Below are 25282 nucleotides of genomic sequence, written 5' to 3' on the forward strand. Positions count from 1 at the left end.
GGTGGGCGCCGCCCCGGGCGGCACGCATGCCCGCAGGCTGAGCGCCCCGAAGGAGCGCGGGGAACTGCGCGATCAGCCCCCGCCGGGCCGCGGACGACCGCCTACCCCTCCCGTTCCTTCTCCGCCAGGTTGATCACGCACACCGCCACCGCGATCAGCAGCGCGGGGTCCGCGTCGTCCCGTACCACGTCGACGCCGTAGGTCTCGCGGAGGCGGAGCCAGCGGCGGGAGATGACGGCGAGGAGTTCGCCGTCGTACTCGATGGCGAACTCCCGGTCCAGGACCTTGCCGCTGACGTCGAGTTCGGTGGTGCCGTCGGCCAGGGCGACGCGGTAGTGGTTGCGCAGCAGGGACAGGCGCTTGCGCCGCACCGTGGCCAGCGGCTCGTCGCCCCGCTCGATGACCATCGTGTCCCGCAGGGCGAACATCTTGCGGCGGATGTCGATCAGTACCCGCCCCTGCCGGTCCTTCAGCTCGAAGGTGTCCCGCAGCCGCATGGCCTTGCCGTCGACGAGGAACACCTTCTCGCCCCGGTCGTCCTCGATCCAGTAGTCGTCACCGAAGCCGAGGAGCCGGTCGCGCACGAGGAATCTCATGACACCAGGGCTTCCCCGCCACCGGTTCCGAAACGCCGCCGGTAGGCCGACGGGCTGAGCCCGGTCTCCCGCCGCAGCCGCACCCGCAGGTTCGCGGCCGTCCCCAGCCCGCTCCGCTCCGCCACCACGTCCAGCCGCTCCTCGCCGCGTTCGATGAGCCGGCAGGCCAGCGCCACCCGCTCACCCGTCAGCCAGGCCAGCGGTGTCGTGCCGAGCTGGGTGCGGAAGCGCCGGTGGAGCGTGGCCGGCGACACCGCCGCGCGTGCCGCGAGGTCGGCCACCGTCAGCGGCTCGTCCAGCCGCTCCTGTGCCCACGCCAGCAGCGGCGCCAGCGACTCGTCGGGCACGTCCGGCAGCGGCCGTTCCACGAACTGGCGCTGCCCGCCGTCCCGGTGCGCGGCGAAGACGAGCCGTCGGGAGACCGCGTTGGCGATCTCGGCGCCGTGGTCCCGGCGGACGAGGTACAGGCCCAGGTCGAGCGCGGCGGCGCTGCCCGCGGCGGTGAGGATCCGCTCCTCGTCGACGAAGAGCACGTCGGGTTCGAGACGTACCCGCGGATGCAGTTCGCGGAAGGCGTCGGCCCACATCCAGTGGGTGGTGGCGCGGCGGTCATCGAGCAGCCCGGCCTCGGCGAGCGCGAAGCTGCCCGTGCAGAAGCTCAGGATGCGCGCCCCGCGCGCGTGGGTGCGGCGAATGGCGTCCAGCACCTCGGGGCCGCGCGGTACGACGTTGTCGGGCCGCCCCGGTACGACGAGGGTGTCGGCGCTGTCCACGGCGTCCAGTCCGGCCGTACCGGTCATGGAGAAGAACCCGTGGTTCATGCGCACCACGCGCGTGGGCGTGCACAGCGTCACCTCGTACAGCGGCCCGGGCAGCCCCAGTTCGGGCCGGGGCAGGCCGAACAGCTCGGTGGCCACCCCCACCTCGAACGGGTTGGTGCCCTCGTCGACGATCACGGCGACCCGATGCGGAACACGCTGAGAGGATCCTTGCGCCATGTGCGATTCCTAGCACTCGCGCACCACCCCGATCCAGCCCCACGATGACGGCATGACCAAAGAACCCGTCGGCATGCCCCACGACCCCGTCTCCCTGCCCGCCGCCCTCGCCTCCTTCACCGAGCAGTGGAGCCCGCGCATCGCCACCACCGTCAACGACTACGACGTCCGGATCACCCACGTGGAGGGCGAGCACCTCTGGCACGTCCACGACGACACCGACGAGTTCTTCCTGGTCCTCGACGGCGAACTGCACATCTCCCTGCGGGAGCCGGCCGGGGAGCGCACGGTCGTCCTGCCGAAGCTGTCCGTCTTCACCGTCCCGCGCGGCGTCGAGCACAAGCCGTACGCCCCGGTCCCCACCGACATCCTGCTCCTGGAGCCCACCGGCACCTCCACCGTCGGCGACCGCCACGACGAGATCCCGGCGCACGTGGACGCCACCACCGGGCACGCGCTGGCCGGGACGGCCGCTCACAGGCCGTCGTCGTAGCCGTCCCGCCGGTGCTGCCCGTGCACGTCGATGACCTGTGTCGAGTGGGGCATCATCACCCGGCGCCGGCGGGCGACGGAGCCGAAGACCGCGAGGCCGATCAGTCCGACGATCATCAGAATGACCCCGGTCAGGTCGAGGTTGATGCCCTCCATCTCCCAGTCGGTCGCGAACGTGAGAATGGCTCCCGCGGCGATGAGGATGATGCATCCGCCGAGGCCCATGACGCGTCGCCTCCCTCGTAGGTGCTTGCGTCAACGGCGGGTACCCGGGGCCGCGCGAACTACCCCTCCAGGAACGCCACCAGCGCGTTCGCCAGCAGGAACGGGTCGTCCGCGCCGCACAGTTCGCGCACGCTGTGCATGGACAGGATCGCCACGCCGATGTCGACGGTGCGGATGCCGTGCCGGGCGGCGGTGATCGGGCCGATGGTCGTGCCGCACGGCATGGAGTTGTTGGAGACGAACGACTGGAACGGCACGCCGGCCTTCTCGCAGGCGGCGGCGAACACCGCCCGGCCCGAACCGTCGGTGGCGTAGCGGTTGTTGACGTTGACCTTGAGGATGGGCCCGCCGTTGACCCGCGGGTGGTGCGTCGGGTCGTGCCGCTCCGCGTAGTTGGGGTGGACGGCGTGCCCGGTGTCGGAGGACAGGCAGACGGTCCCGGCGAAGGCACGGGCCCGGTCCTCGTACGACCCACCGCGCGCGAACACCGAACGCTCCAGCACGCTGCCCAGCAGCGGGCCGTCCGCCCCCGTGTCCGACTGCGAGCCGTTCTCCTCGTGGTCGAAGGCGGCCAGGACGGGGATGTACGACAGGTTCTCGCCGGAGGCGGCCACCGCGGCCAGCGCCGCCGTACCTGCGTGCACGGACAGCAGGTTGTCCATGCGCGGGCCGGCCAGCAGTTCGCGGTCGCGGCCGAGGTAGGCCGGCGGCTCCACGGGGTGGGTCATCAGGTCCCAGCCGGTGACCTCGCCCGCCGAAAGCCCGCTCTCCTCCTCCAGGAAGGCGATCAGATCGCCGTCGCGCACGTCGGAGCCGAGCCCCCACACGGGCTGGAGGTGACGCTGCTTGTCGAGCTTGAGGCCGTCCGCGGACACCGTGCGGTCCAGGTGGATGGCGAGCTGCGGCACCCGCAGCAGCGGCCGGTCGACGTTCACCAGCCGGGTGGAACCGTCCCGCAGCGTCAGCCGCCCGGCCAGGCCCAGGTCACGGTCGAGCCAGGAGTTGAGCAGCGGACCGCCGTAGATCTCCACGGCCACCTGGCGCCAGCCGTGCGCCCCGGTGTCGGGCAGCGGCTTGACCCGCAGGTTGGGGGAGTCGGTGTGGGCGCCGACGATACGGAACGGGGTGTGCGCCTCGGCGCCCTCGGGCACGTACCAGGCCACGATCGCGCCACCGCGCAGCACGTACTTGCCGCCGCTCGTCCCGTCCCACGCGTCCGTCTCCGCGACCTGCCGGAAACCGGCCTTCTCCAGCCGCTCGGCCGCGCTCGCCACGGCGTGGTACGGCGACGGCCCGGCCGCCAGGAAGGTCATGAGGTCGTCGGTGTGCCCGCGGTCGAAGCGGGAGGCGCTGCTGCTCATGCCAGCCACCATAAGGCGCGGCGTGTCCGCGCAGGGTCGGGGTTCGGTGAAGCTCGCGGCGCTGTGGACATGGGCTGGCCGGAAAGAGCGGGACGGATCGGCAGATCACCGGCGCAGCGCCTCCGCGGGCTGGATCCGGGCGGCGCGCCATGCCGGGTAGAGGCCGGCCAGGAGGCCCGTGGCCAGGCCCACGGCAGGGGCGGCGGCGACGGTGACCGGGTGCACCACGGGAGTCCAGTCCCGTACCACCGCCACCGACACCACCGTGATCACACCGACGCTGGTGCCGACCAGGCCGCCCAGCGCGCCGAGCGTGCCCGACTCGGCGAGGAACTGGACCGTGATGTGGCGGCTGCGCGCGCCGAGCGCACGGCGCAGGCCGATCTCGCCGGTGCGCTCCAGCACCGCCACCAGGGTGGTGTTGGCGATGCCGACGGCGCCGATGACCAGACAGATCGCGGCCAGCAGCAGGAAGAGGTCGCCCAGGTCGGAGGTGACCGACGTACGCAGGGACTTCGGGTCGGGCGGCGGGACGGCCTTGAGGTACTCGGGGTGGTCCGGCCGCAGCGCGGTCGGTGCCTCGTGCGCCACCTGGGCCGCCGCGCCGGTCCTGGTGGCCACCAGCATCTTGGCGCCGCCCTCCGCGGGGGCGCCCCACAGCCTCTCCGCCGTGCTGCTGGGCACGACCACACTGAGCAGCAGGTCGGCCTTGCGCTGCACGTCGTCGATGATGCCGATCACCGCGAACGGCTCGCCGTCGATGAAGACGGCCGGGCGCGTGTCCAGCGTGGTGATGCCGAGCCGGGCGGCGGTTCCGGAGCCGAGGAGCGCCACCTGGGAGGCGGTGTTCTGCTGGAAGTCGTCGTACAGCCGCCCCTGGGCCAGGGTGGGCAGGGCGGCCCGGAGCGTTCCGGGTGAGGCGGCCAGGATCTGGGCCCGTTCGCCGGACGCGTCGCCGAGTGGGGAGGCGCGGACCGTGTCCTGCCCGGCGGTCCGCACCTGCCAGTACACGCCGGCGTGCTGGACGCCGTTCAGTGCCTCGATCCGGTCGTCGGCGTCGTCGGGGAAGGCGAAGCCGGCGAACTCGTCGTGCTCGCGGCTCACGTCCTCGATGGTGACCTCGGTGGCGCTGAGCAGGTCGAAGCGGGAGTCGATTTGCGAGGAGGTCGTGGCCGTCAGACCGAGTACGGCGACGAAGGTGCCGACTCCCAGCACGGTGCCCAGTGCGGTGAGCGCGGAGCGCGCCGGACGCTGGAGCATGCCGGCGAGGGACTCGCCGAACAGGTCGCGCGGGGAGAAGGAGGAGAACGCGGAGAGCCCGTCGGAGCGACGCAGCCGTGGCAGTCGCCTTCGCTTGTCGGTCACCCGGCGACTCCCGCCCGGGCCTGCTCGGCGAGTACGCCGTCACGGATGGCGATGGTGCGTTGCCCGTGCGCGGCGACCGCCGGGTCGTGGGTGATGACGAGGACGGTCATCCCCTCGCCGTGCAGCTCGTCGAGGAGCGCGAGGACGCTCTCGGCCGTGGCCGTGTCGAGGTTGCCCGTCGGTTCGTCGCACAGCAGCAGCGAGGGCCTGGCCACCAGGGCGCGCGCGATCGCCACCCGCTGCCGTTCACCGCCGGACAGCCGGGTCGGCAGGGCGTCGATGCGGTGGCCGAGCCCGACCCTGGTCAGGGCGGCACGCGCGCGTGCCGTGCGGTCGGTGCGCGGGGAGCGGTTGTAGACCATGGCGAGCGTGACGTTCTCCAGGGCGCTGCGGTGCGGCATGAGGTGGAACGACTGGAAGACGAAGCCGATGTGCCGCCCCCGCAGTGCGGCGCGGGCCGCCTCGCCGGCGCCGGCGACGTCGATGCCGTCCAGGAGGTACGAGCCCTCGGTCGGCGCGTCGAGCAGCCCCGCCACGTTGAGGAAGGTGGACTTGCCCGATCCGGAGGGCCCGATCACCGTGACGAACTCGCCCCGCCGCACGATCAGGTCGCAGGGCCGCAGCGCGGTGACGGGCGGCGGGCCGGGGTAGGTCAGCCTGACTCCGCGGAACTCCATGACCGGGGTCTCCCGGCCCTGCGGGGACACGGCCGCCGGTGACGTTGCACGGCGGCGGACGGGGACGCGCAGCCTCATGCACCGCCTCCCGAGGTCTGCCGTATGCCGGTGACCACGAGGGCGCCGGACTCCAGACGGCCTCCGCCCACGGGAACCACCTCCACGTATCCGTCGCCCTGGGTACCGGCCCTGACCGGCACGCGGCGCTGTGTGCCGCCCGCCGCGACGACGGTGACGACGCTCTTGCCGTCCGAGCCCACGGACACCGCCGTCACCGGCACCACCAGGGCCTTGCCGGCCGTGGAGCCGGCCTCGACGGTCAGCCGCACCTCCTGGCCCGCCAGCGCGGGGTCCAGGGGTTTGCCGGGCTCCACCACGACCGGATAGCCCTGGGGCGCGGCCGGGGCCCGCTCGCCGTCCGTCCCGTTCGCGGACGTGCCGCCCTGCTCCTGGCCCGCGTCGAGGGTCTTCGCCACGGACCGCACCTCGCCGGGGACGGTGGTGCCGGAGCGTTCGGCGAGGATCTCGACCCGCTGACCGGCCCTGACCAGCCCCTTCTGACGTTCCTGGAGGTATCCCCGGACGACGAGCTTTCCCGCGGACACCGTCATCACGCCGCCGGTCACGCGGGCGCCGATCGTGGCGGACACGGAGTCGACCCGGGCCGGGAACCCGGGCAGGAACACCACTTCCCCGGCCGGCAGCATCGGACCGGCGGCGGCCTGGGCTTCGGTGAGGGCCTGCCGGGCGGTCTGGAGGTCCTCCTGTGCCCACTCGACGGTGCGCTCGGCCTCCGCGTTGCCGGCGCCGCCGGTGGTGTCCTCGCCGTCCTCGCCGTCCTGCTCCTGGCCCTCCTCGGCGGTTTCGGCGGCCGACTGCGCCTGCTCCAGCGCGCGTTCGGCGGCGCGTACGCCCTGCTCCGCCGCCTCCACGGCCTCGCCGTCGTCGTCGACCGCGGGCCTGGGGTCGTAGCCGAGCCCGGCGTAGAAGGCCTGGAGCGCCGCCTTCGTACCGGCCCCGAAGGTGCCCGACACGTCGTTGCCGGTGCCGTGCCCGAGGTCCCGCAGCGCCTGCTGCACCTGGGCGACGTCGTCGCCCTTGGCCCCCGGCTTGAGGTCCCGGTACACGGGGAGTTCGCCCTTGAGTACGAACACCGGGCGGCCGGAGACCTCCAGCAGGAGCTGTCCGGCCCTGACCGTGCCCCCGGCGTTGACCGGCAGCTTCGTCACCACCGGCTCGGCGGCGCTTTCGCCGCCGCCCACGGCGGGCGTGACGGTCACGGACTGCCCGGCCGCCACGGTGCCGCGCAGTACCACGGTCTCCTTCAGCACGCGCCGCTCCACCGGCGCGGTCAGCACGTCCGCGGCCGGCGGTTTGGTGTCGGCCGCGGCCTGGGCGGGTGACTTGATGACCTGTGAAGCGGCGAAACCGGCCGCGGCCAGCAGGGTCGAACCCGCGGCCACGGCGGCCACCCAGCGGCGGCGGGTCATACGGACCGGGGTGGTCGGCTCGGCTTCCGGCTGCTGGTCCATCGCTCACCCGGCCTGCGCGGTCGCGGCAGCCTTGAGCATGTCGTCGATGCCGTTCCTGACGTCGGCCAGCGCCTCGGCGTTCTGCTCCACCGCCTGCTCCTGGTAGGCGTAGTCGACGGCGAACCAGACACCCACCACGTTGTGCTTCTTGCGGCAGTCCTGGTCGGCGGTGGCGACCTGGATCTCGTGCTGGGTGGGTTGGGGGGTCTTCGACCACTCCTCGTCACCGTTGGCCTCTATCGGGTCGGCGTAGTCGAATCCCTTGCCCTTCATGCAAGTCGACCATTTGGCGAAGACGGCGCGGGTGCGCTTGTCCTGCTGCGCCTTGGTCAGTGTGTCGAACTTGAGGTCGGTGGCCAGTTTCGCGTCGACCGTGTTGCCGTTGACCGAGCCGGTGAGCTTCTTGCGTGCCTCTCCGACGCAGCCGTGGTCCGGCACCTTCTCGCCGTTGATGACCTGTCCGCCGGGGCCGAATTTCTGCTTGGGGTCGGATGATCCGTTCATGGCCGTTTGCATCCCGGCCGTCAACTTCGGTCCCCCCCAGGGGTTGCTGTCCTCGCCGGTATCGCTCCCCACGGAGTGGTATCCCCACTTTTCCGCGTCCTCGGCGCTCTGGCGGCCGAAACGGCCGTCGATCCGCGTGGTCGGGGAGTCGCCGTAGCCCGAGTCCGGGTCCTGCGAGAGCGTGTAGTCGAATCCGAAGCGCTTCATGCAGTCGGACACGATCCCCCTGTAGGCGTTGTCGATGGTCTCGCTCTGCTCGGGGTTCAGAAGGTATGTATCCAACGGCATCGACTTTTCGTTGGCGTTGGTGATCTTCGGAGTCTCGGCCACGGCGGGGGGTGCCTTGGGGTTCTCCTTCGATCCCGCTGATGAGCTGTCGTCGTCCGAACAGCCAGCCAGGAGAAGCGGCGTACAAACCAGGAGAGCCGAAAAGCGGCGCATTGTACGAGACACGATGGTGGCTTCTTCCGATTCTTCTGAGGGGATTGGGGTCGATGCCGGGTTCGATTCCCGTGCCGGGGGTGCGGGCAGGTGCCCGCACCCCCGAGCTGCTTGGATCAAGAGACGTTCTGACCCGACGCGTTGTTGTTCTTCACCGACGAATTGAGATTCGCGGTGGCGCGAGGTGCGATGGTCTGACAGGCGATTTCGCAGTTGTACTTGCTGTTGTAGTAGACCCTGAACTTGTCGTAGATCCAGCTGTCCACGGCCGCGGCGTGGTTCTTGACCTCGACGCCGGCACCGCTGCTGCCGTTTCTGCCACTGCTGAAGTAGCGGCCCTGGTAGTCCGAGACCTTGTCGTACTGCACGTAGACCGCGCGGGAATCTTGTGCCCGGTGTGACGGACGGGGCCTCAGTCGCCGACCCGCGCCGCGGCGGCGTTCACCTCCGGATCGACCCACTGCTGCCACCGCTTGCTCGTCGCGAGGGCCTGCACCTGGGCCGCCCGGTAGTCGGTCCCGGTCGCGGTCACGACCACGCGCGTGCCGTCCGGGCGCAGTACGTCGGCCGTGAGTTCGGAGCCGCCGTCGTGCTCCCGGAAGAGCAGCACCGCCCCGTCACCGAGCTTGGCGATCCGGCAGCCGTCGTCCCCTTCCCGGCAGGAGTAGTGCCTGCCCAGCTCGGACAGCGACGGCATGTGGGTCGGTCCGGTCATCTCGGGCTTGCGCGTGGGGCGGTTGAACCCGGAGCCGTCCTCGCCGCTCTTCTCCGCCTCCTGCACAAAGGCCCCTTGCAGCCACACGGCCACTGTCCCCCCGCCCCCCAGCGTGACCTTCCCGTGCGTCTGCACGGCGGTGTACGCCGGATCGCTGTCCCGCGACTCGGTCTTCGTCACCGAGGGCCTGTCCGGCAGGAGTTCGGCCAGCAGCGCGACCGTGGCGGCGCCCGTCACGGCCTCCTTGCCCGGTGGGGCGGAGCGGCTGCCGACGGAGAAGTCGGGCAGGGCGACGGTCTGCACCGTGTCCTGCTGTTCCGGCAGGGTGAGCAGCAGTGCCGCGGCGGTCAGTGCCGCCGTCGCCGTCACGGCCGTGCTCCACAGCGCCACCCGCCTGTGCCGCCGGGTGCGGGTGCCTCGGGCCACCGCGCCCGACACCAGGAACTCGGTGCGCAGCGGGAGGTCGTTCAGCGCGGTGTCGAGGGCGCGGGACAGCTCGGGGCCGTACCGCAGGTCGTCGTCGAGGGGAGTGGACTCGTCGTGCCGCATGGGTGCACCGTCCTTTCCGGTGTCGCGGGGTCCGGGACGCGGGGCGGGGTCCGGCCGGCGGGGCCGGGATCGGGGTCAGCGCACGGCTATCGAGTCCTGTCCGTCCCCTATCGTGCGGCGCAGTCTGGCCAGCGCGCGGCTGCTGCGGTTGCGCACGGAACTCTGGGTCATCCCCAGCACGGACGCGGTCTCCTCCACGCTGCGGTCCTCCCAGTAGCGCAGGACGACCACGGCACGGTCGCGCAGGGGCAGTTCGGCCAGCGCCGCGAGCAGGGTGACGCGCAGCGCGCCGTCCGGGTCGGAGGCGGCGGACGGTTCGGGCAGGGTCGCCACGGGACGCTCCGTGGAGCGCCGCAGCCGCCGGTGCGAGATGTAGGTACGCATGAGCACGGTGTGCGCGTACGCCTCCGGGCTGTCCGTGCGCCGTACCCGGGACCAGGACGAGAAGATCTTGCCGAGTGCCGTCTGCACCAGATCCTCGGCCAGGTGCCAGTCGCCGCTCATCAGCAGGGCGGTGCGGAAGAGGCGCGGCGTGAGGGCGCGGGCGAACCCCTGGAACTCCTCAAGAGTCCTGGCAGTCGACACTCGGTTCCGCCCTTTCCCCGCCGTCAGCTCCTCCACATCCGGTAGACGCTTCGGCCGGCCGCCCGTGTCGCACCCGGAGCGGAGATTTTTTCGCGGCCGCCAAAACGGCGGCGGCCCGCTCCCCACCAGGGGGAGCGGGCCGCCGCAGAGCGGTCGGGTCAGAACGCGGCCTCGTCCAGCTCCATCAGGTCCAGGTCCACGCCCGCGGCGAGCTTGCGCGCGCCGGTGACGCCCGGCAGGACGTTGGCCGCGAAGAACTTCGCCGCCGCGATCTTGCCGGTGTAGAAGGCCTTGTCCTTGGCGGAGGCGGTCTCCAGCTTCTCGGCGGCCACGGCCGCGCCCTTGAGGAGCAGGTAGCCGACGACGACGTCACCGGAGGCCATGAGGAGGCGGGTGGTGTTGAGGCCCACCTTGTAGATGTTCTTGACGTCCTGCTCGGTGGCCGCGAGGTCGGTCAGCATCAGGCCGACGATGGCCTCCAGCTCGACGGCGGCCTTGGCCAGGTGGTCCCGGGCGCCCGCGAGCTCCTCGCCGCCCGTGCCGAGGGCCAGGAACTTCTTGATGTCCTCGGCCAGGGCGTTCAGGGCCGCGCCCTGGTTGCGGACGATCTTCCGGAAGAAGAAGTCCTGGCCCTGGATGGCCGTGGTGCCCTCGTAGAGGGTGTCGATCTTGGCGTCCCGGATGTACTGCTCGATCGGGTACTCCTGCAGGAAGCCGGAGCCGCCGAAGGTCTGCAGCGACTGGGCGAGCTGCTCGTAACCCTTCTCGGAGCCGTAGCCCTTGACGATGGGCAGGAGGAGGTCGTTGAGCGCGTGCTCGGCCTTGGCGTCCTCGCCCGCCGCCTCCTTGACCGCGATGGTGTCCTGGATCGAGGCCGTGTAGAGGACGAGGGCGCGCATGCCCTCCGCGTACGCCTTCTGCGTCATCAGCGAGCGGCGCACGTCCGGGTGGTGGGTGATGGTGACCTTGGGCGCGGTCTTGTCCATGAAGTTCGCCAGGTCCGGACCCTGGACGCGCTCCTTGGCGTACTCCAGGGCGTTGAGGTAGCCGGTGGAGAGCGTGGAGATCGCCTTCGTGCCGACCATCATGCGGGCGAACTCGATGATGCGGAACATCTGGCGGATGCCGTCGTGCTTGTCGCCGATCAGCCAGCCCTTGGCGGGGTGCCGGTCGCCGAAGGTCATCTCGCAGGTGTTGGAGGCCTTCAGGCCCATCTTGTGCTCGACGTTGGTGGCGTAGACGCCGTTGCGCTCGCCCAGCTCGCCGGTCTCGAAGTCGAAGAGGTACTTCGGGACGAGGAAGAGGGACAGGCCCTTGGTGCCGGGGCCGGCGCCCTCGGGACGGGCGAGGACGTAGTGGAGGATGTTCTCCTCCATGTCGTGCTCACCGGAGGTGATGAAGCGCTTGACGCCCTCGATGTGCCAGGAGCCGTCCTCCTGCTGCACGGCCTTGGTGCGGCCGGCGCCCACGTCGGAGCCCGCGTCGGGCTCGGTGAGCACCATGGTCGAGCCCCAGGTCCGCTCGACCGCGATCTGCGCGATCTTCTTCTGGACGTCGTTGCCCTCGTCGTAGAGGATCCCGGCGAACGCCGGGCCGGAGGAGTACATCCACACGGCCGGGTTCGAGCCGAGGATCAGCTCCGCGTACGACCAGATCAGCGACGGCGGGGCGGTGGTGCCGCCGATCGGCTCGGGCAGGCCCAGACGCCAGTACTCGGAGTCCATGAAGGCCTTGTAGCTCTTCTTGAAGGACGCCGGGACCGGCGCGGTGTTCGTCTCGGGGTCGAAGACCGGCGGGTTGCGGTCGGCGTCCGCGAAGGACTCCGCCAGGTCGTTCTCGGCCAGGCGGGTCATCTCCTCGAGGATGCTCTTCGCGGTCTCGACGTCCATCTCCTCGAAGGGACCGGTGCCGTACAGCTTGTCGCGTCCGAGTACTTCGAAGAGGTTGAACTCGATGTCACGCAGATTCGACTTGTAGTGCCCCATGGCGACGGCTCCGTAGAGAGATCGGCGAGGCACTGGATCCTCGCGCTAGTTCACGTACCAACAAGTAGCTACGATGATGCTACCCGTCAGTAATAAGCCGCAACCCCGATCCGGCCATCTGTGACGGGTCACACCGGAACCACCAGCGTGGCGGTGTATCCCTCCTTCGCGTTCCCCCGCACGGTCGCCAGCTGCCGGTCGTAGCCGTCGCTGAAAATGTTGTCCGTCTCGATCGAAAGCCGCCGGAGGTTGGCCACACTCCCGCTGTAGCCGTCCGTCGCGTACACCGCTTCGCACACGTCGGCGGGGAGCGCGAGCTGCGAGGTGTTGGTGATCGCGGTGGCCGCGGTGGCGTCCGCCAGGCTGCCGTAGACCTCGAAGTGGATGTGCGGCCAGCGGCCCGGGTAGCAGCCCGGGAAGACGCTTCTGAAGGTCACCCGCCCCTTGTCGTCCGTCTCCTGGACGCCCCGCAGGTAGTTCTCCTCCGTGACGCCCTCGGAGTACAGCGAGTAGGCGCCGTCCCGGTCGCAGTGCCAGACGTACACGGCCGCACCCGCCTTCGGAGTCCCGCAGCCCGCCGAGTCCGCGTCCACCACCGTGAGCGTGAACGTCAGCGGTACGCCCTCGGCGGTGCCCCCGGCCGAGTCGCCGAAGCTGGAGGTGATGTCACCGCGCACGACACCGCTCTCCCGCAGCACGTTCACGCCGTTGGAACCGTCGCCCGGGAAGGGACCGGCGGTCTCCTCGGGGATGGTCGCGCACTCACCGGGGGAGTCGGGGGATGCGGGATCGGGGGACGCGGCGCCCTCCTCGGACGTGCAGCCCACCAGCGGGATCAGCCCCGCTCCCGCCCCCGCCATCAGCCGGATCATCCGCCGACGGGCGAGGACGGGAAGGTCGTAGGACAACCCCCGGTCGTGCTCGTCGTGCGCGGTGTGCTCATGGGGCCCTGCGTGGTCATGGCTCGGCATGCCACGACGCTACGAGCGGCGGACGCGCGGAAACCAGGGCGGCGGCTTGTCAAACTCCTGTCGATTTGCCGCGGCCCCCTGCACCGGCCCGCCTCTCGGTACGCTTGCGCCTATGTATGGATACGGCCAGCCCATGGAAGGAGGGGCTGCACAGCAGGGCTACGTCCCGCCGCAGCAGCCCATGTCCGGCGGTTACGGCCAGCAGCCACCGCTGTACCCCGAGCCGTCCCCGCCCTCGCTCGCGGACGCGGTGCGGGCCTTCACCACCGGCCAGCTGGCGGCGGAGGACTTCCAGCAGGTCTTCGCGACCTCCAAGGTCTACTGCCCGCGCGGCGACAACCCGGGCTTCCTCGCCCTGCACAACACCCAGCAGCCGGTGATCCCCATGTTCACCTCGCTGAAGGAGCTGCGCCGGTACGCGGGCAAGGAGTCCAAGTACTTCGTGATCACCGGCGCCGAGGTGATCGACCTCCTGCCGACCGGCTACGGCTTCGTCCTCGACATGGAGGGCGAGCACCGCATGGTCTTCGACGCGAAGGCGGTCGAGGAGATGGTCGACTTCGCGATGCGCAGGATGTACGGCTAGGCCTTCCGCTCACGGAGGTGAGTGCAGGAACATCTCGCCTGGACATCACCCCCCGGATATTCCTCCCCCCTTGTCACAGCCATGCCATAGAGTGCCCCTGGCAGCCGCGCCCCGCAGGCCATCGCCTTCCGGCGATCCGCTTCCGGGCGTCGCGCGGCGCTCTCAACTCCCCGGCACTGCCGGGTCCTTCTGTGGGGGTACATCACTGTGCGCATGCGCAGCACTTCGGCCGCGACGGCACTCGCGGTCCTCTTCAGCTCGGCGGCCCTGAGCGTCGCCGCGGCCGGCCCCGCCTCGGCCGCGACGGCCGTCGTCGCCTCGCCCGGCGGAATCGTCACGGACGGCCAGCGGGTCTTCCTGGGCGACAGCTCGGCCGGCAAGGTCCTGGCCGCCGACCACACCGGCGCCGTGCGCGCCTCGGTGAGCGGGGTCGCCGGGGTCACCGACCTGGCGCTGTCGGAGGACGGCGCCACGCTGTACGCGGCCTCGCCCGCCCGGCACGAGATCGTGGCCCTGGACGCGGCCACCCTGGGCGTCAAGGCCCGCTACGCCGTCGCCACCGACACCGGCCCGCGCCACGTGGCGTTCTCCGCCGGCAAGGTCTGGTTCACGTACGGCGACCAGTGGGACGGCGACCTGGGCTCGGTCGACCCGGCGGTGGACCCGGAGACCGGCGCCGACCCGGTGGCGCTGGCCCAGTTCCCGAAGGAGGGCACCTCGGTCGGGATGTGGGGCCAGGCCCTGCTGGACACCGACCCGCAGCGTCCGGGCGTGCTGGCCGTCGGCGAGACCGGACTGTCCACGGGCTCGATGGCCGTCCTCGACGTGTCGAGCGGGACGCCCCAGCTGACCGCCTGGCACTCCGGTGACTACTCGCTGAACCACGGCATCGGGGACGTCGACCTCGTCGCCGGCGCCGACGAGGTGCTCGTCAACGGCACCGACCGGGACGCCTACGCGGACGGCAAGTTCGCCAAGGCCGGCGCCTACCCTGCCGGACAGCGGGCCGACGTCGCGAGCGACGGCCTGATCGCGCAGATCGCGGGCAGCAAGGTCGCCGTCTACCGGCCGAACGCCAAGCAGCCCGTACGCACCTACAGCGTCACCGCGTCCGACGTGGCCTGGGCCCCGGACTCCTCCCGGATCTTCGCCCTGGTCCCGAGCGGCGGCGGCTACGCCCTCAAGGCGCTCACCAACCCGACGCTCAACGTCCCCACCCTCACCGTCAACGCCCCGGCCACGGCCGCCCGCGCCAAGCCGCTCACCGTCACCGGCAAGCTCTCCGCGACGGTGCCGCTGCCGGCCGGCGCCCAGCTCTCGGTCACCCGCACCGACATCGAGAGCCCCAACGGCAAGGCGCTGCCCGCCGTCACGGTCAAGGCGGACGGCACCTACTCCTTCACCAACACCCCGCCCGCCGGCGGCAAGGTGAAGTACACGGTGAAGTACGCGGGCGACGCCACGCACACCTCGGCGACCGCCTCCGACACCGTCGAGGTCTCCCGCGCCGCGACCTCGCTCAGCCTGAACAACAACGGCAAGGTGTACGGCTACGGCGCCGACGTCAGGTTCACCGCCCACCTCGGCAAGACGTACAAGAACCGCACGGTGGAGATCTGGGCCGACCCGTACGGCAAGGACAAGCCCAAGAAGCTGATCAAGAAGGGCACGGTCAACTCCAACGGCAACCTCTCCGCCGTCGTGGACATGAAGCGGAACACCGCCGTCACGGCCGTCTTCAAGGGTGACGCCCGGTACAAGCCGAAGACCGTGAAGTCGACCGCGTACGCCAGGGCGAAGGTCTCCGTCGCCGTCTCCAAGCACTACAAGAAGGCGAAGATCGGCACGAAGACGTACTACTGGTTCCGCAAGAGCACCGACCCGCTGCTCACCACGACCATGAACTACTACCAGGGCCGCCAGCAGCGCTTCGACCTCCAGGTCTACTACCAGGGCTCGTGGTACGCGCTGGACTCCGAGTACTTCCAGCTCGGCCCGGACGGCAAGTCGGCCGTGAGCCTCGGCGCGCCCGGCGAGGCGGGCATCAAGGCGCGGATGCGTTCGGTCTACGTCAAGGGCTCGTCCGGTGACAACGTGAACGCGACGACCTACAGCTCCTGGAAGTACCTGTACTTCAGCAACTGACGCCACTGAGAGAGAGCCCGGAGGGAATGCCCTCCGGGCTTTCTGTGTTGGGGCTGGCAGAAAGTTCAATGCTCAACTAAAGTGGACGCACAAGGAGGTACCGACATGCCTGCAGTGACCGTCGAGAACCCACTGACGCTGCCGCGCGTCACCGCCCCCGCCGACGCAGCGGCCCGTCCCGTCCTCACCGTCACGACCGCCCCGAGCGGCTTCGAGGGCGAGGGCTTCCCGGTACGCCGTGCGTTCGCCGGGATCAACTACCGTCATCTGGACCCGTTCATCATGATGGACCAGATGGGAGAGGTGGACTACGGTCCGATGGAGCCGAAGGGGACCCCCTGGCACCCCCATCGAGGCTTCGAGACCGTCACGTACATCATCGACGGGACCTTCATCCACCAGGACAGCAATGGTGGCGGCGGCACGATCACCAATGGCGACACCCAGTGGATGACCGCGGGCTCCGGCCTACTCCACATCGAGACCCCGCCCGAGTCGCTCGTGATGTCCGGCGGACTCTTCCACGGCCTCCAGCTGTGGGTGAACCTCCCCGCCAAGGACAAGATGAAGGACCCGCGCTACCAGGACATCCGCGGCGGCCAGGTCCAGCTCCTGACCTCGCCGGACGGCGGCGCCCTCGTGCGCGTCATCGCCGGTGAACTGGACGGCCACCAGGGTCCGGGCATCACGCACACCCCGATCACGATGGTCCACGCGACCCTCGCGCCGGGCGCGGAGATCACGCTTCCGTGGCGTGAGGACTTCAACGCGCTGGCCTACGTCCTCGCCGGCCGCGGCTCGGTCGGCACGGACCGGCGTCCCGTCCACCTCGGCCAGACGGCGGTCTTCGGCGCCGGCGGCTCCCTGACCGTCCGCGCGGACGACAAGCAGGACTCCCACACCCCGGACCTGGAGGTCGTCCTCCTCGGCGGACAGCCGATCCGTGAGCCCATGGCCCACTACGGCCCGTTCGTGATGAACACCAAGGACGAGCTCATGCAGGCCTTCGAGGACTTCCAGAAGGGCCGCCTGGGCACGATCCCGGCCGTGCACGGGATGTCGGAGGGCGGCCTGTAGGGGCGCGGACCTCACAGGTCGGGCGAGGCCCGAAGCCGCACGTCGGATCCGCGGCTTCGGGCTCCCGCGCGCCGGTCCACGGCAGCACGTCGAGACGGACGCCGCCTGCCCGCCGGCCAGGGTGCGGACGTCCGCGAAGGCCGTCGCGGGGCGGACCTCGATGACCATGCGTCCACGGTCGTACGACGGGAGAGGCCGTCGCGGCGGGCGCATACTGAGAAAGAGTCCTGTTCCGGGACCCTCGCGTGAGTGTCTTCACGTGGGAGGCCGACATGACGACACCGACGACCACCCCTGCGGCGCACGGCGGCGCCGGGGAGAGCCCGCGCAGAACCCTCTGGCCCGGTCTCGCCGGGGTCGCCTCGGGCGTACTGATGCTCGTGGCGCTGCTGGTGATCTTCGCCGGTGGACCGGACACCGAGGGCAGGGACGGGCTGCGCGAGACCCTCGCCTTCTACAGCGACGACGGCAACCTCGACCGTACCGAGGGCATGGCCGTGATGCTGCTGCTGTCGGCGCTGCTGTTCCTGTGGTTCCTCGGGGCGCTCGCGCGGCTCGCCGGGAACCGCTCGCACCTGGTACTCGCCGGCGGAGCCGTCTACGCGGCGCTGTTGATGATCGCCACGCTCGCCGGGTCCATCTACGCCATCTCCGCCAACAACACCGACTCCTTCCAGGTCGGCCCCGGCACGGCCATGGTCGCGCTGCTGCTCCTGGACATGGCCTACGCCGGTTTCGTCGCCGCCATGGCAGCCGCTGCGGTGCTGCTGTTCACGGTGTGGCGGGTGGCCGTGACGACCCGGGCGGTGCCGGCCTGGCTGGGCTGGTGCGCGTTCGCCATCGCGGTGCTGTCCCTGGCGGGGCCGTTCAGCGCCTGGCTGACCGTGCTGCTCATGCCCCTGTGGACGCTGGCCGCGGGACTGCTGCTCGCGCTGCGCGGACCGGCCGCACCCTGACCGGCCGCTGACGCCTCGTCACCCGAGTGGGTCCGCCGAGGGGTGGGGGCGGGGCGGGCGTGGTCGGCTGGAGGGGTGCAGCTCCTCCCCGAACCCGTACGGCGGCTCGCCGCCTGGTGCGCCGTGATCCTGCTCGTAGCCGGGGTCGTCTACGTCGGGATCCGGCTGTGCGTGGAGTTCCGCACGGCGGTCGTGCCGGTGCTGCTCGCGCTGCTCGGCACGGCGCTGCTCGGGCCGTTCCACCGGCGGCTCGTGCGGGCGCGCGTGAACAGGTCCGTCGCCGCCGGGCTGACCTGCGTGGCCGTGGTCGCGGTGGTCGGCGGGGCGGTGTACATCGTGGTGGCCGCGCTCATCGAGACCGGCGACCAGATCGTCGCCTCGCTCAAGGCCGCGGCGCAGGATCTCGCCGAGCACTTCGGGGCGGCCGGGACCTCGCTGGAGGACATCGCCTCCAACGCCCGCGAGCTGCTGGCCAAGTTCGGCGGGACCGCGGCGTCGGGCGTCATCAGCGGGGTCAGCGTGGTGGGCGAGACCATCGCCATGGCCGTACTCGCCCTGCTGCTCGTCTTCTTCTTCCTGCGCGACTCCCATCTGGCCGCCGGGACGCTGCGGGCGATGGCGCCCCGCGGGACGGGCGACACGGTCGAGGCGATGGCGCGGCGGGCCTTCCAGGCCGTCGAGGGGTTCATGCGGGGGACGACCTTCATCGCGTTCATCGACGCGGTCTGCATCACCGTGGGCCTGCTCGTGCTGGACGTGCCGGGGGCCGTGGGGCTCGGTGCGCTCGTCTTCGTCGGCGCCTACATCCCCTACCTCGGCGCCTTCATCTCCGGGGCGGTCGCGGTGCTGGTGGCGCTCGCCGACCGCGGGTTCGTGATCGCGCTGTGGGCGCTGGGGGTCGTCCTCGCCGTGCAGGTGCTGGAGGGGCATGTGCTCCAGCCGATGATCCAGAGCCGGACCGTCCAGATGCACCCGGCGGTGGTGATGTTGACGATCACCGCGGGCGCCTCCGTGGCCGGCGTCCTCGGCATGCTCCTCGCGGTGCCGTTGACAGCGGCGGCGTTCGGGGTGGTCCATGAGCTGCGTACGCATTACGGGGCACCCGAGCCGTCCGAGTCGTAGAGGAGGCCGTATGAACGGCAGTCCGGCCGACGTCGTCGAGGCCGCGTTCCGGTTCTACCGGGCTCAGGACCGTGAGGCGGCGCTGCCGCTGTACGCCGACGACTTCACCTTCACCAGCCCGCGCGACGACCACATCGACCGCGCCGCGTTCTTCGCACGCTGCTTTCCCACGGCCGACCGGATGCGCGAGCAGCGGATGCTGCATCTCACGGAGGCCGGTCCCGAACTCGTCTTCGCCTACTACGAGTACGAGCCGACGGCCGGCGGCCGCTACCGCAACGTCGAGGCGATCACCGTCCGCGACGGCCTCATCCGGGAGGTGCGGGTCTTCTTCGGCGGGGAGGTGTGAGCGGGGGCCGGGGAGGGGGCCTACGGCGTCTGCGGGACCGTCCCCTCCGGCTCCGTCAGTTCGAACCAGATGCTCTTGCCCTCGCCCCGCGGGTCCACTCCCCAGGCGTCCGCGAGGAGTTCGATGAGCATCAGGCCGCGGCCGGAGGAGGCCAGTTCGCCGGGGCGGCGTTTGTGGGGGAGGTCGTCGCTGGTGTCGGTGACCTCGACGCGCATCCGGCGTCCGTCCGGTCCGCTGTGCACCTCGGCGAGGAGCAGGGCGTCGGCGTCGGTGTGGACCAGGACGTTCGTCAGCATCTCGGAGAGCAGCAGGACGGCGGAGTCGACCTGGTCGGGGGAGGCCCAGTCGTGCAGCAGTTCGCGCAGTTGCTGGCGGCCGATCGCGACCCGTTCGGGCTCGGCCTGGGCGACCGTCAGTACCGTGCGGCGGACGGTCGGTCCGACGACGGTCGTGTCCCCGTGGCCGCCGCCTCCCGCCCGGCCCAGCAGCAGGACCGCTATGTCGTCCTCGCGCCGGTCGGCCAGCGGGCCGGTGGTGTGGTGCGAGGAGGGGCCGTGCACGGCCTGGAGCAGGGCGTCGGCGAGCTGCTCCAGATCGCCGTCGTGCTCCTCCAGGATGGAGCGGATCCGCTTCCAGCCGGTCTCCAGGTCGTGGCCGCCGGTCTCGATGAGGCCGTCGGTGCACAGCAGCATCGTTTCGCCGGGTTCGAGGGTGAGCCGGGTCGTCGGGTAGTCCGCGTCCGGGTCGATGCCGAGGGGCAGCCCGCCCGCCGTGGGCCGGGTCAGTACCGTGCCGTCCGCCATGCGGATCGCGGGGTCGGGATGGCCGGCGCGGGCGATGTCGAGGGTCGCGGCGGCGGGGTCGACCTCGACGTACAGGCAGGTCGCGAAGCGCAGGTCGGCGGAGTCGGGGCCGTCGTCCGTCATGCCGTGCAGGAAGCGGGAGGCGCGGGAGAGGACCGCGTCGGGGCGGTGGCCCTCGGAGGCGTAGGCGCGCAGGGCGATGCGCAGCTGGCCCATCAGCCCGGCCGCCCGCACGTCATGGCCCTGGACGTCACCGATGACCAGCGCGAACCGGCCGCCCCCGGACGCCGCCCGGGAGGTGCCCCCGGGCAGCGGGATCATGTCGTACCAGTCGCCGCCGACCTGGAGGCCGCCGCCGGTGGGCACATAGCGCGCGGCAACGCGCATGCCGGGTATCTCCCGCGGGCCGAGCGTCGGCATCATCGAGCGCTGGAGTCCGTCGGTCAGCTCCCGCTGGGTCTCGGCGGCCCCGGCCCGCGACAGCGCCTGCGCCAGCATCCGGGCCACCGTCGTCAGCACGGACCGCTCGTCGGGGGTGAACGCGACCGGGTAGGTGAAGGCCGCCATCCAGGCGCCCATCGTGCGGCCGGCCACGGTCAGCGGCAGGAACGCCCAGGAGCGGCGGCCGAAGTGTGCCGCGAGCGGCCAGGTGAGCGGGTAGCGGGCGCGGTACTGCTCGGGCGTGGAGAGGTAGACGGCCCGGCCGGTGCGCACCACCTCGGCGGCCGGGTAGTCGGTGTCCAGCGCCATGTGGGTGAAGGGGTCCTCCTCGCCGGGCTGATGCCCGTGGTGGCCGATGATCGTCAGGCGGTCGCCCGAGACCCCGAAGACGGCGAGCCCGTCCGGTGAGAAGCCCGGCATCGACAGACCGGCCGCCACCCGCAGGACCTCGGCGGTGGAGCGGGCCTCGGCCAGCGCCCGGCCCGCGTCCAGCAGGAACGCCTCCCGCGAGCGCCGCCAGTCCCCGGTGACCGCCCGCCGCCCGGCCGGGGTGCCCGGAGTCGGCTCGGTGACCTCCTGGAGGGTGCCGATCACCTCGTAGGAGCGTTTCTCGGGGTCGAAGCCCGGCTTGAAGCGGCTGCGGGTGACGCGGACGACCTCGCCCCGCTCGTCCATGATCCGCACCCGCACCTCGCCGAGGGTGTCCTCGGCGACGGCCAGCTGGATCACGCCGGCGATCTCGTTCCAGTCGACCGGGTGAAGGCGGGCGCGTACCTGTGACTCCCGGAGGGTGGCCTGCTCGGCGGGCAGCCCGAGGAGCCGGGCGGCCTCGGCGTCGACCGTGACCTGCCCGGTGGCGGTGGACCAGTGCCACTGGCCGGTCGCGAGGGCGGCCAGAACCTCCCCCACGGCGGGCAGGGGCTCACCAGTGCGCATTGACCCACTCTAAGAACAGGCGCTCGCACCCTGCCACCGAAGACGTCCTCCGCGCAGTGGCCGCGGTCAATGGTGGGGAGCCGATCGTGGGGCGGCCGGTAGTCTTGGAGGCGTTTCACGTGAAACAGGTCCCCGATCCGCGAAGACTGGATGAACGACGATGCATCGGTACAGGTCCCACACCTGCGGCGAGCTCCGCGCCTCTGACGTCGGCACCGACGTCCGGCTCAGTGGCTGGCTGCACAATCGGCGCGACCTGGGCGGCATCCTCTTCATCGATCTGCGCGACCACTACGGCATCACGCAGCTCGTCGCCCGCCCCGGCACCGCCGCCTACGAGGCCCTGGACAAGCTCTCCAAGGAGTCCACGGTCCGTATCGACGGCCGCGTTGTTTCACGTGGAACCGAGAACGTGAACCCCGACCTGCCCACCGGCGAGATCGAGGTCGAGGTCGGCGAGGTCGAGCTGCTCGGCGCCGCCGCCCCGCTGCCGTTCACGATCAACACCGAGGACGGGGTCAACGAGGAGCGGCGCCTTGAGTACCGCTTCCTGGACCTGCGCCGCGAGCGCATGCACAAGAACATCATGCTGCGGTCGTCGGTGATCGCCTCGATCCGCTCGAAGATGGTCGCCCTCGGCTTCAACGAGATGGCGACGCCGATCCTGTCCGCGACCTCCCCCGAGGGCGCCCGCGACTTCGTCGTCCCCTCCCGTCTGAACCCGGGCAAGTTCTACGCCCTCCCCCAGGCGCCGCAGCAGTTCAAGCAGCTGCTGATGATCTCCGGCTTCGACCGCTACTTCCAGATCGCGCCCTGCTTCCGCGACGAGGACGCCCGTGCCGACCGTTCGCCGGGCGAGTTCTACCAGCTCGACGTGGAGATGAGCTTCGTCGAGCAGGAGGACGTCTTCCAGCCGATCGAGAAGCTCATGACGGAGCTGTTCGAGGAGTTCGGCGGCGGCCGTCACGTCACCTCGCCGTTCCCGCGGATCCCGTTCCGCGAGGCGATGCTGAAGTACGGCTCCGACAAGCCGGACCTGCGGGCCCAGCTGGAGCTCGTCGACATCACCGACATCTTCGAGGGCTCGGAGTTCAAGGCGTTCGCGGGCAAGCACGTGCGTGCGCTGCCGGTGCCGGACGTCTCCGCGCAGCCGAGGAAGTTCTTCGACCAGCTCGGCGACTTCGCGGTGACGCTGGGCGCGAAGGGACTGGCCTGGGTGCGAGTGGCCGAGGACGGCTCGCTGTCCGGCCCGATCGCCAAGTTCCTCACCGAGGAGAACGTCGCCGAGCTGACCAAGCGCCTCTCGCTCGCCGCGGGGCACGCCGTGTTCTTCGGCGCGGGCGAGTTCGACGAGGTCTCGAAGATCATGGGCGCGGTGCGGGTGGAGGCCGCCAAGCGCGCGGGCCACTTCGAGTCCGATGTCTTCCGCTTCTGCTGGATCGTCGACTTCCCGATGTACGAGAAGGACGAGGACACCGGGAAGATCGACTTCTCGCACAACCCGTTCTCCATGCCGCAGGGCGGCCTTGAGGCCCTGGAGACCCAGGACCCGCTGGACATCCTGGGCTGGCAGTACGACATCGTCTGCAACGGCGTCGAGCTGTCCTCCGGCGCGATCCGGAACCACGAGCCGGAGATCATGCTCAAGGCCTTCGAGATCGCGGGCTACGACCGCGAGACCGTCGAGGAGCAGTTCGCGGGCATGCTGCGCGCCTTCCGCTTCGGCGCCCCGCCGCACGGCGGCATCGCCCCCGGCGTCGACCGCATCGTCATGCTCCTCGCCGACGAGCCCAACATCCGCGAGACGATCGCCTTCCCGCTCAACGGCAACGCCCAGGACCTCATGATGGGCGCGCCGACGGAGCTGGACGAGACGCGGCTGAAGGAACTGCACCTGTCAGTGCGCAAGCCGCAGCCGAAGTAGCCGGTCGAGCGACTGAGGGAAGGGCCCGGGACCGTGGTGATCGGTTCCGGGCCCTTTTCGGTTTCAGGGCTGCGCGCGGAAGGCCGGGTCACCCCTCGCGCTGATAGCGCGGCAGGTCCTCGGTCGAGATGGTCCAGTCGCCGATGGTGACGTCCTCGCCGTAGACGAAGTCCTTACGGGTGGCGTAGCGGGGGCCGTCGGGGGTGGGGTGGATGTCGGTGAAGACGGCACCCGTGCCGGTGCGGGGATCGAAGATCGCGTAGACGGGGACGCCGATCAGGGGGTAGTCGCGGAGCTTGGAGACCCAGTCGTTGTCGGGGTTGGAGCGGGAGACGACCTCGATGGCGGCGACGAGCGTGCGAGGGTCGATGGAGCCCTCGACGTTCAAGTCGGCCCACGCGATCACCATCACGTCTGGATGGCGCATGATGCCCGCGGGCTCGTCCTCCACATCGGGGGTGCCGGTGTGGGCGAGCAGATCGTCCGGCATGATCCGTTCCAGGCGACGGCTGATGTGTGCGGACGTGACCTCATGAGGTCCTCCGGGCGACATCATGTCGTGAACGATCCCTTCCTTGGTGATCTCGAACCTGCCGGGGAGGGTGTCGTCCATCGACTGAATGACATCCCTCATGGCCCGGTAGACATGGGAGGCGCCCTGCTGCGCGTGGTCCGGGGCGATGGTCATGGCGCTCGCTCCTCGTGCTCTGTGCCCAGGGGCAAGGATCGTCACGTCCATGCTAGGCGGCCTCCGGGAGATCGGTTCGGCAGTCGCGGCAGCGGCCGGGGGCGGGGGCGCGGAAGGCGCGGTCGCAGCCGTCGCAGTTCTGGAGGGGGTGTCTGGGGTCCGAGGGCGGCTGGAACGGGGGCGGGGGCGGGAGCTGTGCGGTCAGCCGGTGGGCGAGCAGGGCGGCCGGGCGGGTCAGGGGTTCGGGCGGCAGGTTCTCGGTCAGGGCTCTGGCTACGGCGGCGGGGGTGAACTCACGTTCCAGCCAGGCGGCGACCCCGGGAGCCAGGTGTTCGGCGTCGGCGGCGGAGAGCAGCAGGCGGGGGTCGTGGCGGCGGAGGCCGGCGAGGACGTCGACGGCTGCCTGGAGCAGGGCGGGGGATGTGGTCGAGGGCCGCGGCACGGCGGGGAGGCGCTTCTTGCGGAGCGGCGGCTTGTCCTTGACGGCCGCCGTGCGTCGGGCGGGCTTGTCGGAGGTCGTGGCAGCCCGGTGCCCCGGCTTGTTGCAGGAGACCGTACGGGTGACGACCTGCCCGGTGGGCGTGCGCTCACGGGTGCGGCGGAGGTAGCCGTGGGCTTCCAGTTCGCGCAGCGCGGCGGCGATACGGGTGGGGCCCTCGGGGAAGCGGTCGGCGAGGCTCTTGATGTCGACGGCGGTGCCCTGCCGCACGGACTGCAGGTAGCACGCCAGCCCGATGGCGAGCAGGGAGAGCTCCTGGTGCTGGACGAGGTGGTTGCCGATCACCGTGAAGTTCTCGGTGTGGCGGATGTTGTCGTGGATCACGCCGGAATGGGGTCGCGCGTGGGGGTGGTTTTTGCCCGGGACGCGGGACTGGGCGTGCGGGGGCGCGCTAGGGTTCTGCGTATCCAACGGGAAGCTCCTACTTCCTCGGTGGTCAGGCCCTCGCACTGGGATGCCAGTCCCGGCGGGGGCCGTCGCATGTCTGGGGTTGTGTGGTGCTGCTCGCGCTGAGCCTAGAGCAGGCAACCGGGCCCGAATCCAGTCCAGTTGCGCATATTCACTCGCGGGAGTGAGTTTGCCCGGCGGGAGGGAGGGGTGGGGTTTGGTGGGGGTGCTTTCTCTTCCGTGGGTGGTTATTGGGGAGCGCAGGTCGGACCGGAGCGCGAGCGGTCGGGCTTCGGTGACTCGCGTGCTGAGGTGCCGAGTCGGGGCGGCGCCGCCGGGATTCTGTCCAGGGCTTGTCCAGGAGTGTCCCGAC

24 protein-coding genes are annotated in these 25282 nt (G+C 70.9%); 8 read left to right on the plus strand and 16 right to left on the minus strand.

Going from position 1 to position 25282, the window contains the following annotated elements; translation table 11 throughout:
* Nucleotides 1-101 precede the first annotated feature (101 nt).
* Together ICC28_RS20935 and ICC28_RS20940 are read right to left on the minus strand one after the other, a co-directional pair.
* Nucleotides 102-596, minus strand: coding sequence for an LURP-one-related/scramblase family protein (locus ICC28_RS20935; protein ID WP_188290165.1), 495 nt, complete (start codon nucleotides 594-596; stop codon nucleotides 102-104).
* On the minus strand, nucleotides 593-1594 hold the full coding sequence (locus ICC28_RS20940) for a GlxA family transcriptional regulator (RefSeq protein ID WP_188290166.1): 1002 nt from the start codon (nucleotides 1592-1594) through the stop codon (nucleotides 593-595). The genes ICC28_RS20935 and ICC28_RS20940 overlap by 4 nt, the downstream gene beginning before the upstream one ends.
* Before the next feature lie 73 nt (nucleotides 1595-1667).
* Between ICC28_RS20940 and ICC28_RS20945 the strand changes: the two genes are divergently transcribed.
* Nucleotides 1668-2087 (plus strand): cupin domain-containing protein, encoded by a 420-nt coding sequence (locus ICC28_RS20945; RefSeq protein ID WP_188290205.1) that lies wholly within the window; start codon nucleotides 1668-1670, stop codon nucleotides 2085-2087.
* On the opposite strand, the gene ICC28_RS20950 is transcribed toward ICC28_RS20945, so the two are convergent.
* The 11 genes from ICC28_RS20950 to ICC28_RS21000 form a co-directional block, all read right to left on the minus strand.
* Nucleotides 2069-2311 carry a hypothetical protein gene (locus ICC28_RS20950; protein ID WP_188290167.1) on the minus strand — a complete coding sequence of 81 codons (243 nt, stop codon included), beginning with the start codon at nucleotides 2309-2311 and terminating at the stop codon, nucleotides 2069-2071. The two genes, ICC28_RS20945 and ICC28_RS20950, sit on opposite strands and share 19 nt — an antisense overlap.
* A gap of 59 nt (nucleotides 2312-2370) precedes the next feature.
* Complete coding sequence (locus ICC28_RS20955) at nucleotides 2371-3672, minus strand: M18 family aminopeptidase (RefSeq protein ID WP_188290168.1); 1302 nt, start codon at nucleotides 3670-3672, stop codon at nucleotides 2371-2373.
* A 105-nt stretch (nucleotides 3673-3777) separates the two neighbouring features.
* Nucleotides 3778-4932: an ABC transporter permease gene (locus ICC28_RS20960; protein ID WP_188290206.1), complete on the minus strand. Its 1155-nt coding sequence runs from the start codon at nucleotides 4930-4932 to the stop codon at nucleotides 3778-3780.
* A 101-nt stretch (nucleotides 4933-5033) separates the two neighbouring features.
* Nucleotides 5034-5714 carry an ABC transporter ATP-binding protein gene (locus ICC28_RS20965; protein ID WP_223189210.1) on the minus strand — a complete coding sequence of 227 codons (681 nt, stop codon included), beginning with the start codon at nucleotides 5712-5714 and terminating at the stop codon, nucleotides 5034-5036.
* Between the two features lie 74 nt (nucleotides 5715-5788).
* Entirely contained in the window at nucleotides 5789-7246 is a 1458-nt protein-coding gene (locus ICC28_RS20970) for a peptidoglycan-binding protein (protein WP_223189162.1), read from the minus strand.
* 3 nt (nucleotides 7247-7249) lie between these two features.
* A complete protein-coding gene (locus ICC28_RS20975; protein WP_188290170.1) occupies nucleotides 7250-8080 on the minus strand; it encodes a hypothetical protein in 831 nt (276 codons plus the stop codon).
* A gap of 227 nt (nucleotides 8081-8307) precedes the next feature.
* Nucleotides 8308-8559: a hypothetical protein gene (locus ICC28_RS20980; protein ID WP_188290171.1), complete on the minus strand. Its 252-nt coding sequence runs from the start codon at nucleotides 8557-8559 to the stop codon at nucleotides 8308-8310.
* Nucleotides 8560-8603: 44 nt separating this feature from the next.
* Nucleotides 8604-9455: a hypothetical protein gene (locus ICC28_RS20985; protein ID WP_188290172.1), complete on the minus strand. Its 852-nt coding sequence runs from the start codon at nucleotides 9453-9455 to the stop codon at nucleotides 8604-8606.
* A 75-nt stretch (nucleotides 9456-9530) separates the two neighbouring features.
* Nucleotides 9531-10040 (minus strand): SigE family RNA polymerase sigma factor, encoded by a 510-nt coding sequence (locus tag ICC28_RS20990; protein WP_188290173.1) that lies wholly within the window; start codon nucleotides 10038-10040, stop codon nucleotides 9531-9533.
* A 158-nt stretch (nucleotides 10041-10198) separates the two neighbouring features.
* On the minus strand, nucleotides 10199-12025 hold the full coding sequence (locus tag ICC28_RS20995) for an acyl-CoA dehydrogenase (protein WP_188290174.1): 1827 nt from the start codon (nucleotides 12023-12025) through the stop codon (nucleotides 10199-10201).
* A gap of 128 nt (nucleotides 12026-12153) precedes the next feature.
* Nucleotides 12154-12996: an intradiol ring-cleavage dioxygenase gene (locus ICC28_RS21000; RefSeq protein ID WP_188290175.1), complete on the minus strand. Its 843-nt coding sequence runs from the start codon at nucleotides 12994-12996 to the stop codon at nucleotides 12154-12156.
* 112 nt (nucleotides 12997-13108) lie between these two features.
* On the opposite strand from ICC28_RS21000, the gene ICC28_RS21005 reads away from it, so the two are divergent.
* The 6 genes from ICC28_RS21005 to ICC28_RS21030 all read left to right on the plus strand — a co-directional run bounded on the left by ICC28_RS21005 (nucleotide 13109) and on the right by ICC28_RS21030 (nucleotide 19231).
* Nucleotides 13109-13582 carry an SseB family protein gene (locus ICC28_RS21005; protein ID WP_188290176.1) on the plus strand — a complete coding sequence of 158 codons (474 nt, stop codon included), beginning with the start codon at nucleotides 13109-13111 and terminating at the stop codon, nucleotides 13580-13582.
* A gap of 213 nt (nucleotides 13583-13795) precedes the next feature.
* On the plus strand, nucleotides 13796-15727 hold the full coding sequence (locus tag ICC28_RS21010) for an Ig-like domain repeat protein (RefSeq protein WP_188290177.1): 1932 nt from the start codon (nucleotides 13796-13798) through the stop codon (nucleotides 15725-15727).
* A 105-nt stretch (nucleotides 15728-15832) separates the two neighbouring features.
* Complete coding sequence (locus ICC28_RS21015) at nucleotides 15833-16804, plus strand: pirin family protein (protein WP_188290178.1); 972 nt, start codon at nucleotides 15833-15835, stop codon at nucleotides 16802-16804.
* Nucleotides 16805-17076: 272 nt separating this feature from the next.
* Nucleotides 17077-17760, plus strand: coding sequence for a hypothetical protein (locus ICC28_RS21020; protein ID WP_188290179.1), 684 nt, complete (start codon nucleotides 17077-17079; stop codon nucleotides 17758-17760).
* A 75-nt stretch (nucleotides 17761-17835) separates the two neighbouring features.
* Nucleotides 17836-18882 carry an AI-2E family transporter gene (locus ICC28_RS21025; RefSeq protein WP_188290180.1) on the plus strand — a complete coding sequence of 349 codons (1047 nt, stop codon included), beginning with the start codon at nucleotides 17836-17838 and terminating at the stop codon, nucleotides 18880-18882.
* A gap of 10 nt (nucleotides 18883-18892) precedes the next feature.
* Nucleotides 18893-19231, plus strand: a complete 339-nt coding sequence (locus ICC28_RS21030; protein WP_188290181.1) for a nuclear transport factor 2 family protein — start codon at nucleotides 18893-18895, stop codon at nucleotides 19229-19231.
* Nucleotides 19232-19251: 20 nt separating this feature from the next.
* Here ICC28_RS21030 and ICC28_RS21035 read toward each other — a convergent pair whose 3' ends face one another.
* The gene (locus ICC28_RS21035) at nucleotides 19252-21411 is read right to left on the minus strand and encodes a SpoIIE family protein phosphatase (RefSeq protein WP_188290182.1); all 2160 of its coding nucleotides are present in this window, start codon (nucleotides 21409-21411) and stop codon (nucleotides 19252-19254) included.
* A gap of 160 nt (nucleotides 21412-21571) precedes the next feature.
* Between ICC28_RS21035 and aspS the strand changes: the two genes are divergently transcribed.
* Complete coding sequence (gene aspS, locus ICC28_RS21040) at nucleotides 21572-23335, plus strand: aspartate--tRNA ligase (RefSeq protein ID WP_188290183.1); 1764 nt, start codon at nucleotides 21572-21574, stop codon at nucleotides 23333-23335.
* An 88-nt stretch (nucleotides 23336-23423) separates the two neighbouring features.
* Here aspS and ICC28_RS21045 read toward each other — a convergent pair whose 3' ends face one another.
* Both ICC28_RS21045 and ICC28_RS21050 read right to left on the minus strand, forming a co-directional pair.
* On the minus strand, nucleotides 23424-24023 hold the full coding sequence (locus ICC28_RS21045) for a Uma2 family endonuclease (protein ID WP_188290184.1): 600 nt from the start codon (nucleotides 24021-24023) through the stop codon (nucleotides 23424-23426).
* 52 nt (nucleotides 24024-24075) lie between these two features.
* Nucleotides 24076-24933, minus strand: coding sequence for a helix-turn-helix domain-containing protein (locus ICC28_RS21050; RefSeq protein WP_188290185.1), 858 nt, complete (start codon nucleotides 24931-24933; stop codon nucleotides 24076-24078).
* Between the last annotated feature and the right edge of the window lie 349 nt (nucleotides 24934-25282).

The organism is Streptomyces sp. TRM68416 (genome assembly GCF_014596915.1).
In the GTDB taxonomy this organism is placed as follows: domain Bacteria; phylum Actinomycetota; class Actinomycetes; order Streptomycetales; family Streptomycetaceae; genus Streptomyces.

Bases quoted from the DNA above. Each gene is read 5' to 3' on its own strand.
- ICC28_RS20935 (WP_188290165.1), bottom strand. From the start codon at position 596: ATGAGATTCCTCGTGCGCGACCGGCTCCTCGGCTTCGGTGACGACTAC.
- ICC28_RS20955 (WP_188290168.1), bottom strand. From the start codon at position 3,672: ATGAGCAGCAGCGCCTCCCGCTTCGACCGCGGGCACACCGACGACCTC.
- ICC28_RS20995 (WP_188290174.1), bottom strand. From the start codon at position 12,025: ATGGGGCACTACAAGTCGAATCTGCGTGACATCGAGTTCAACCTCTTC.
- ICC28_RS21000 (WP_188290175.1), bottom strand. From the start codon at position 12,996: ATGCCGAGCCATGACCACGCAGGGCCCCATGAGCACACCGCGCACGAC.
- ICC28_RS20965 (WP_223189210.1), bottom strand. From the start codon at position 5,714: ATGGAGTTCCGCGGAGTCAGGCTGACCTACCCCGGCCCGCCGCCCGTC.
- ICC28_RS20985 (WP_188290172.1), bottom strand. From the start codon at position 9,455: ATGCGGCACGACGAGTCCACTCCCCTCGACGACGACCTGCGGTACGGC.
- ICC28_RS20945 (WP_188290205.1), top strand. From the start codon at position 1,668: ATGCCCCACGACCCCGTCTCCCTGCCCGCCGCCCTCGCCTCCTTCACC.
- ICC28_RS21035 (WP_188290182.1), bottom strand. From the start codon at position 21,411: ATGCGCACTGGTGAGCCCCTGCCCGCCGTGGGGGAGGTTCTGGCCGCC.
- ICC28_RS21010 (WP_188290177.1), top strand. From the start codon at position 13,796: ATGCGCAGCACTTCGGCCGCGACGGCACTCGCGGTCCTCTTCAGCTCG.
- aspS (WP_188290183.1), top strand. From the start codon at position 21,572: ATGCATCGGTACAGGTCCCACACCTGCGGCGAGCTCCGCGCCTCTGAC.
- ICC28_RS20970 (WP_223189162.1), bottom strand. From the start codon at position 7,246: ATGGACCAGCAGCCGGAAGCCGAGCCGACCACCCCGGTCCGTATGACC.
- ICC28_RS20960 (WP_188290206.1), bottom strand. From the start codon at position 4,932: ATGCTCCAGCGTCCGGCGCGCTCCGCGCTCACCGCACTGGGCACCGTG.
- ICC28_RS21015 (WP_188290178.1), top strand. From the start codon at position 15,833: ATGCCTGCAGTGACCGTCGAGAACCCACTGACGCTGCCGCGCGTCACC.
- ICC28_RS21005 (WP_188290176.1), top strand. From the start codon at position 13,109: ATGTATGGATACGGCCAGCCCATGGAAGGAGGGGCTGCACAGCAGGGC.
- ICC28_RS20940 (WP_188290166.1), bottom strand. From the start codon at position 1,594: ATGGCGCAAGGATCCTCTCAGCGTGTTCCGCATCGGGTCGCCGTGATC.
- ICC28_RS21045 (WP_188290184.1), bottom strand. From the start codon at position 24,023: ATGACCATCGCCCCGGACCACGCGCAGCAGGGCGCCTCCCATGTCTAC.
- ICC28_RS21020 (WP_188290179.1), top strand. From the start codon at position 17,077: ATGACGACACCGACGACCACCCCTGCGGCGCACGGCGGCGCCGGGGAG.
- ICC28_RS21030 (WP_188290181.1), top strand. From the start codon at position 18,893: ATGAACGGCAGTCCGGCCGACGTCGTCGAGGCCGCGTTCCGGTTCTAC.
- ICC28_RS20950 (WP_188290167.1), bottom strand. From the start codon at position 2,311: ATGGGCCTCGGCGGATGCATCATCCTCATCGCCGCGGGAGCCATTCTC.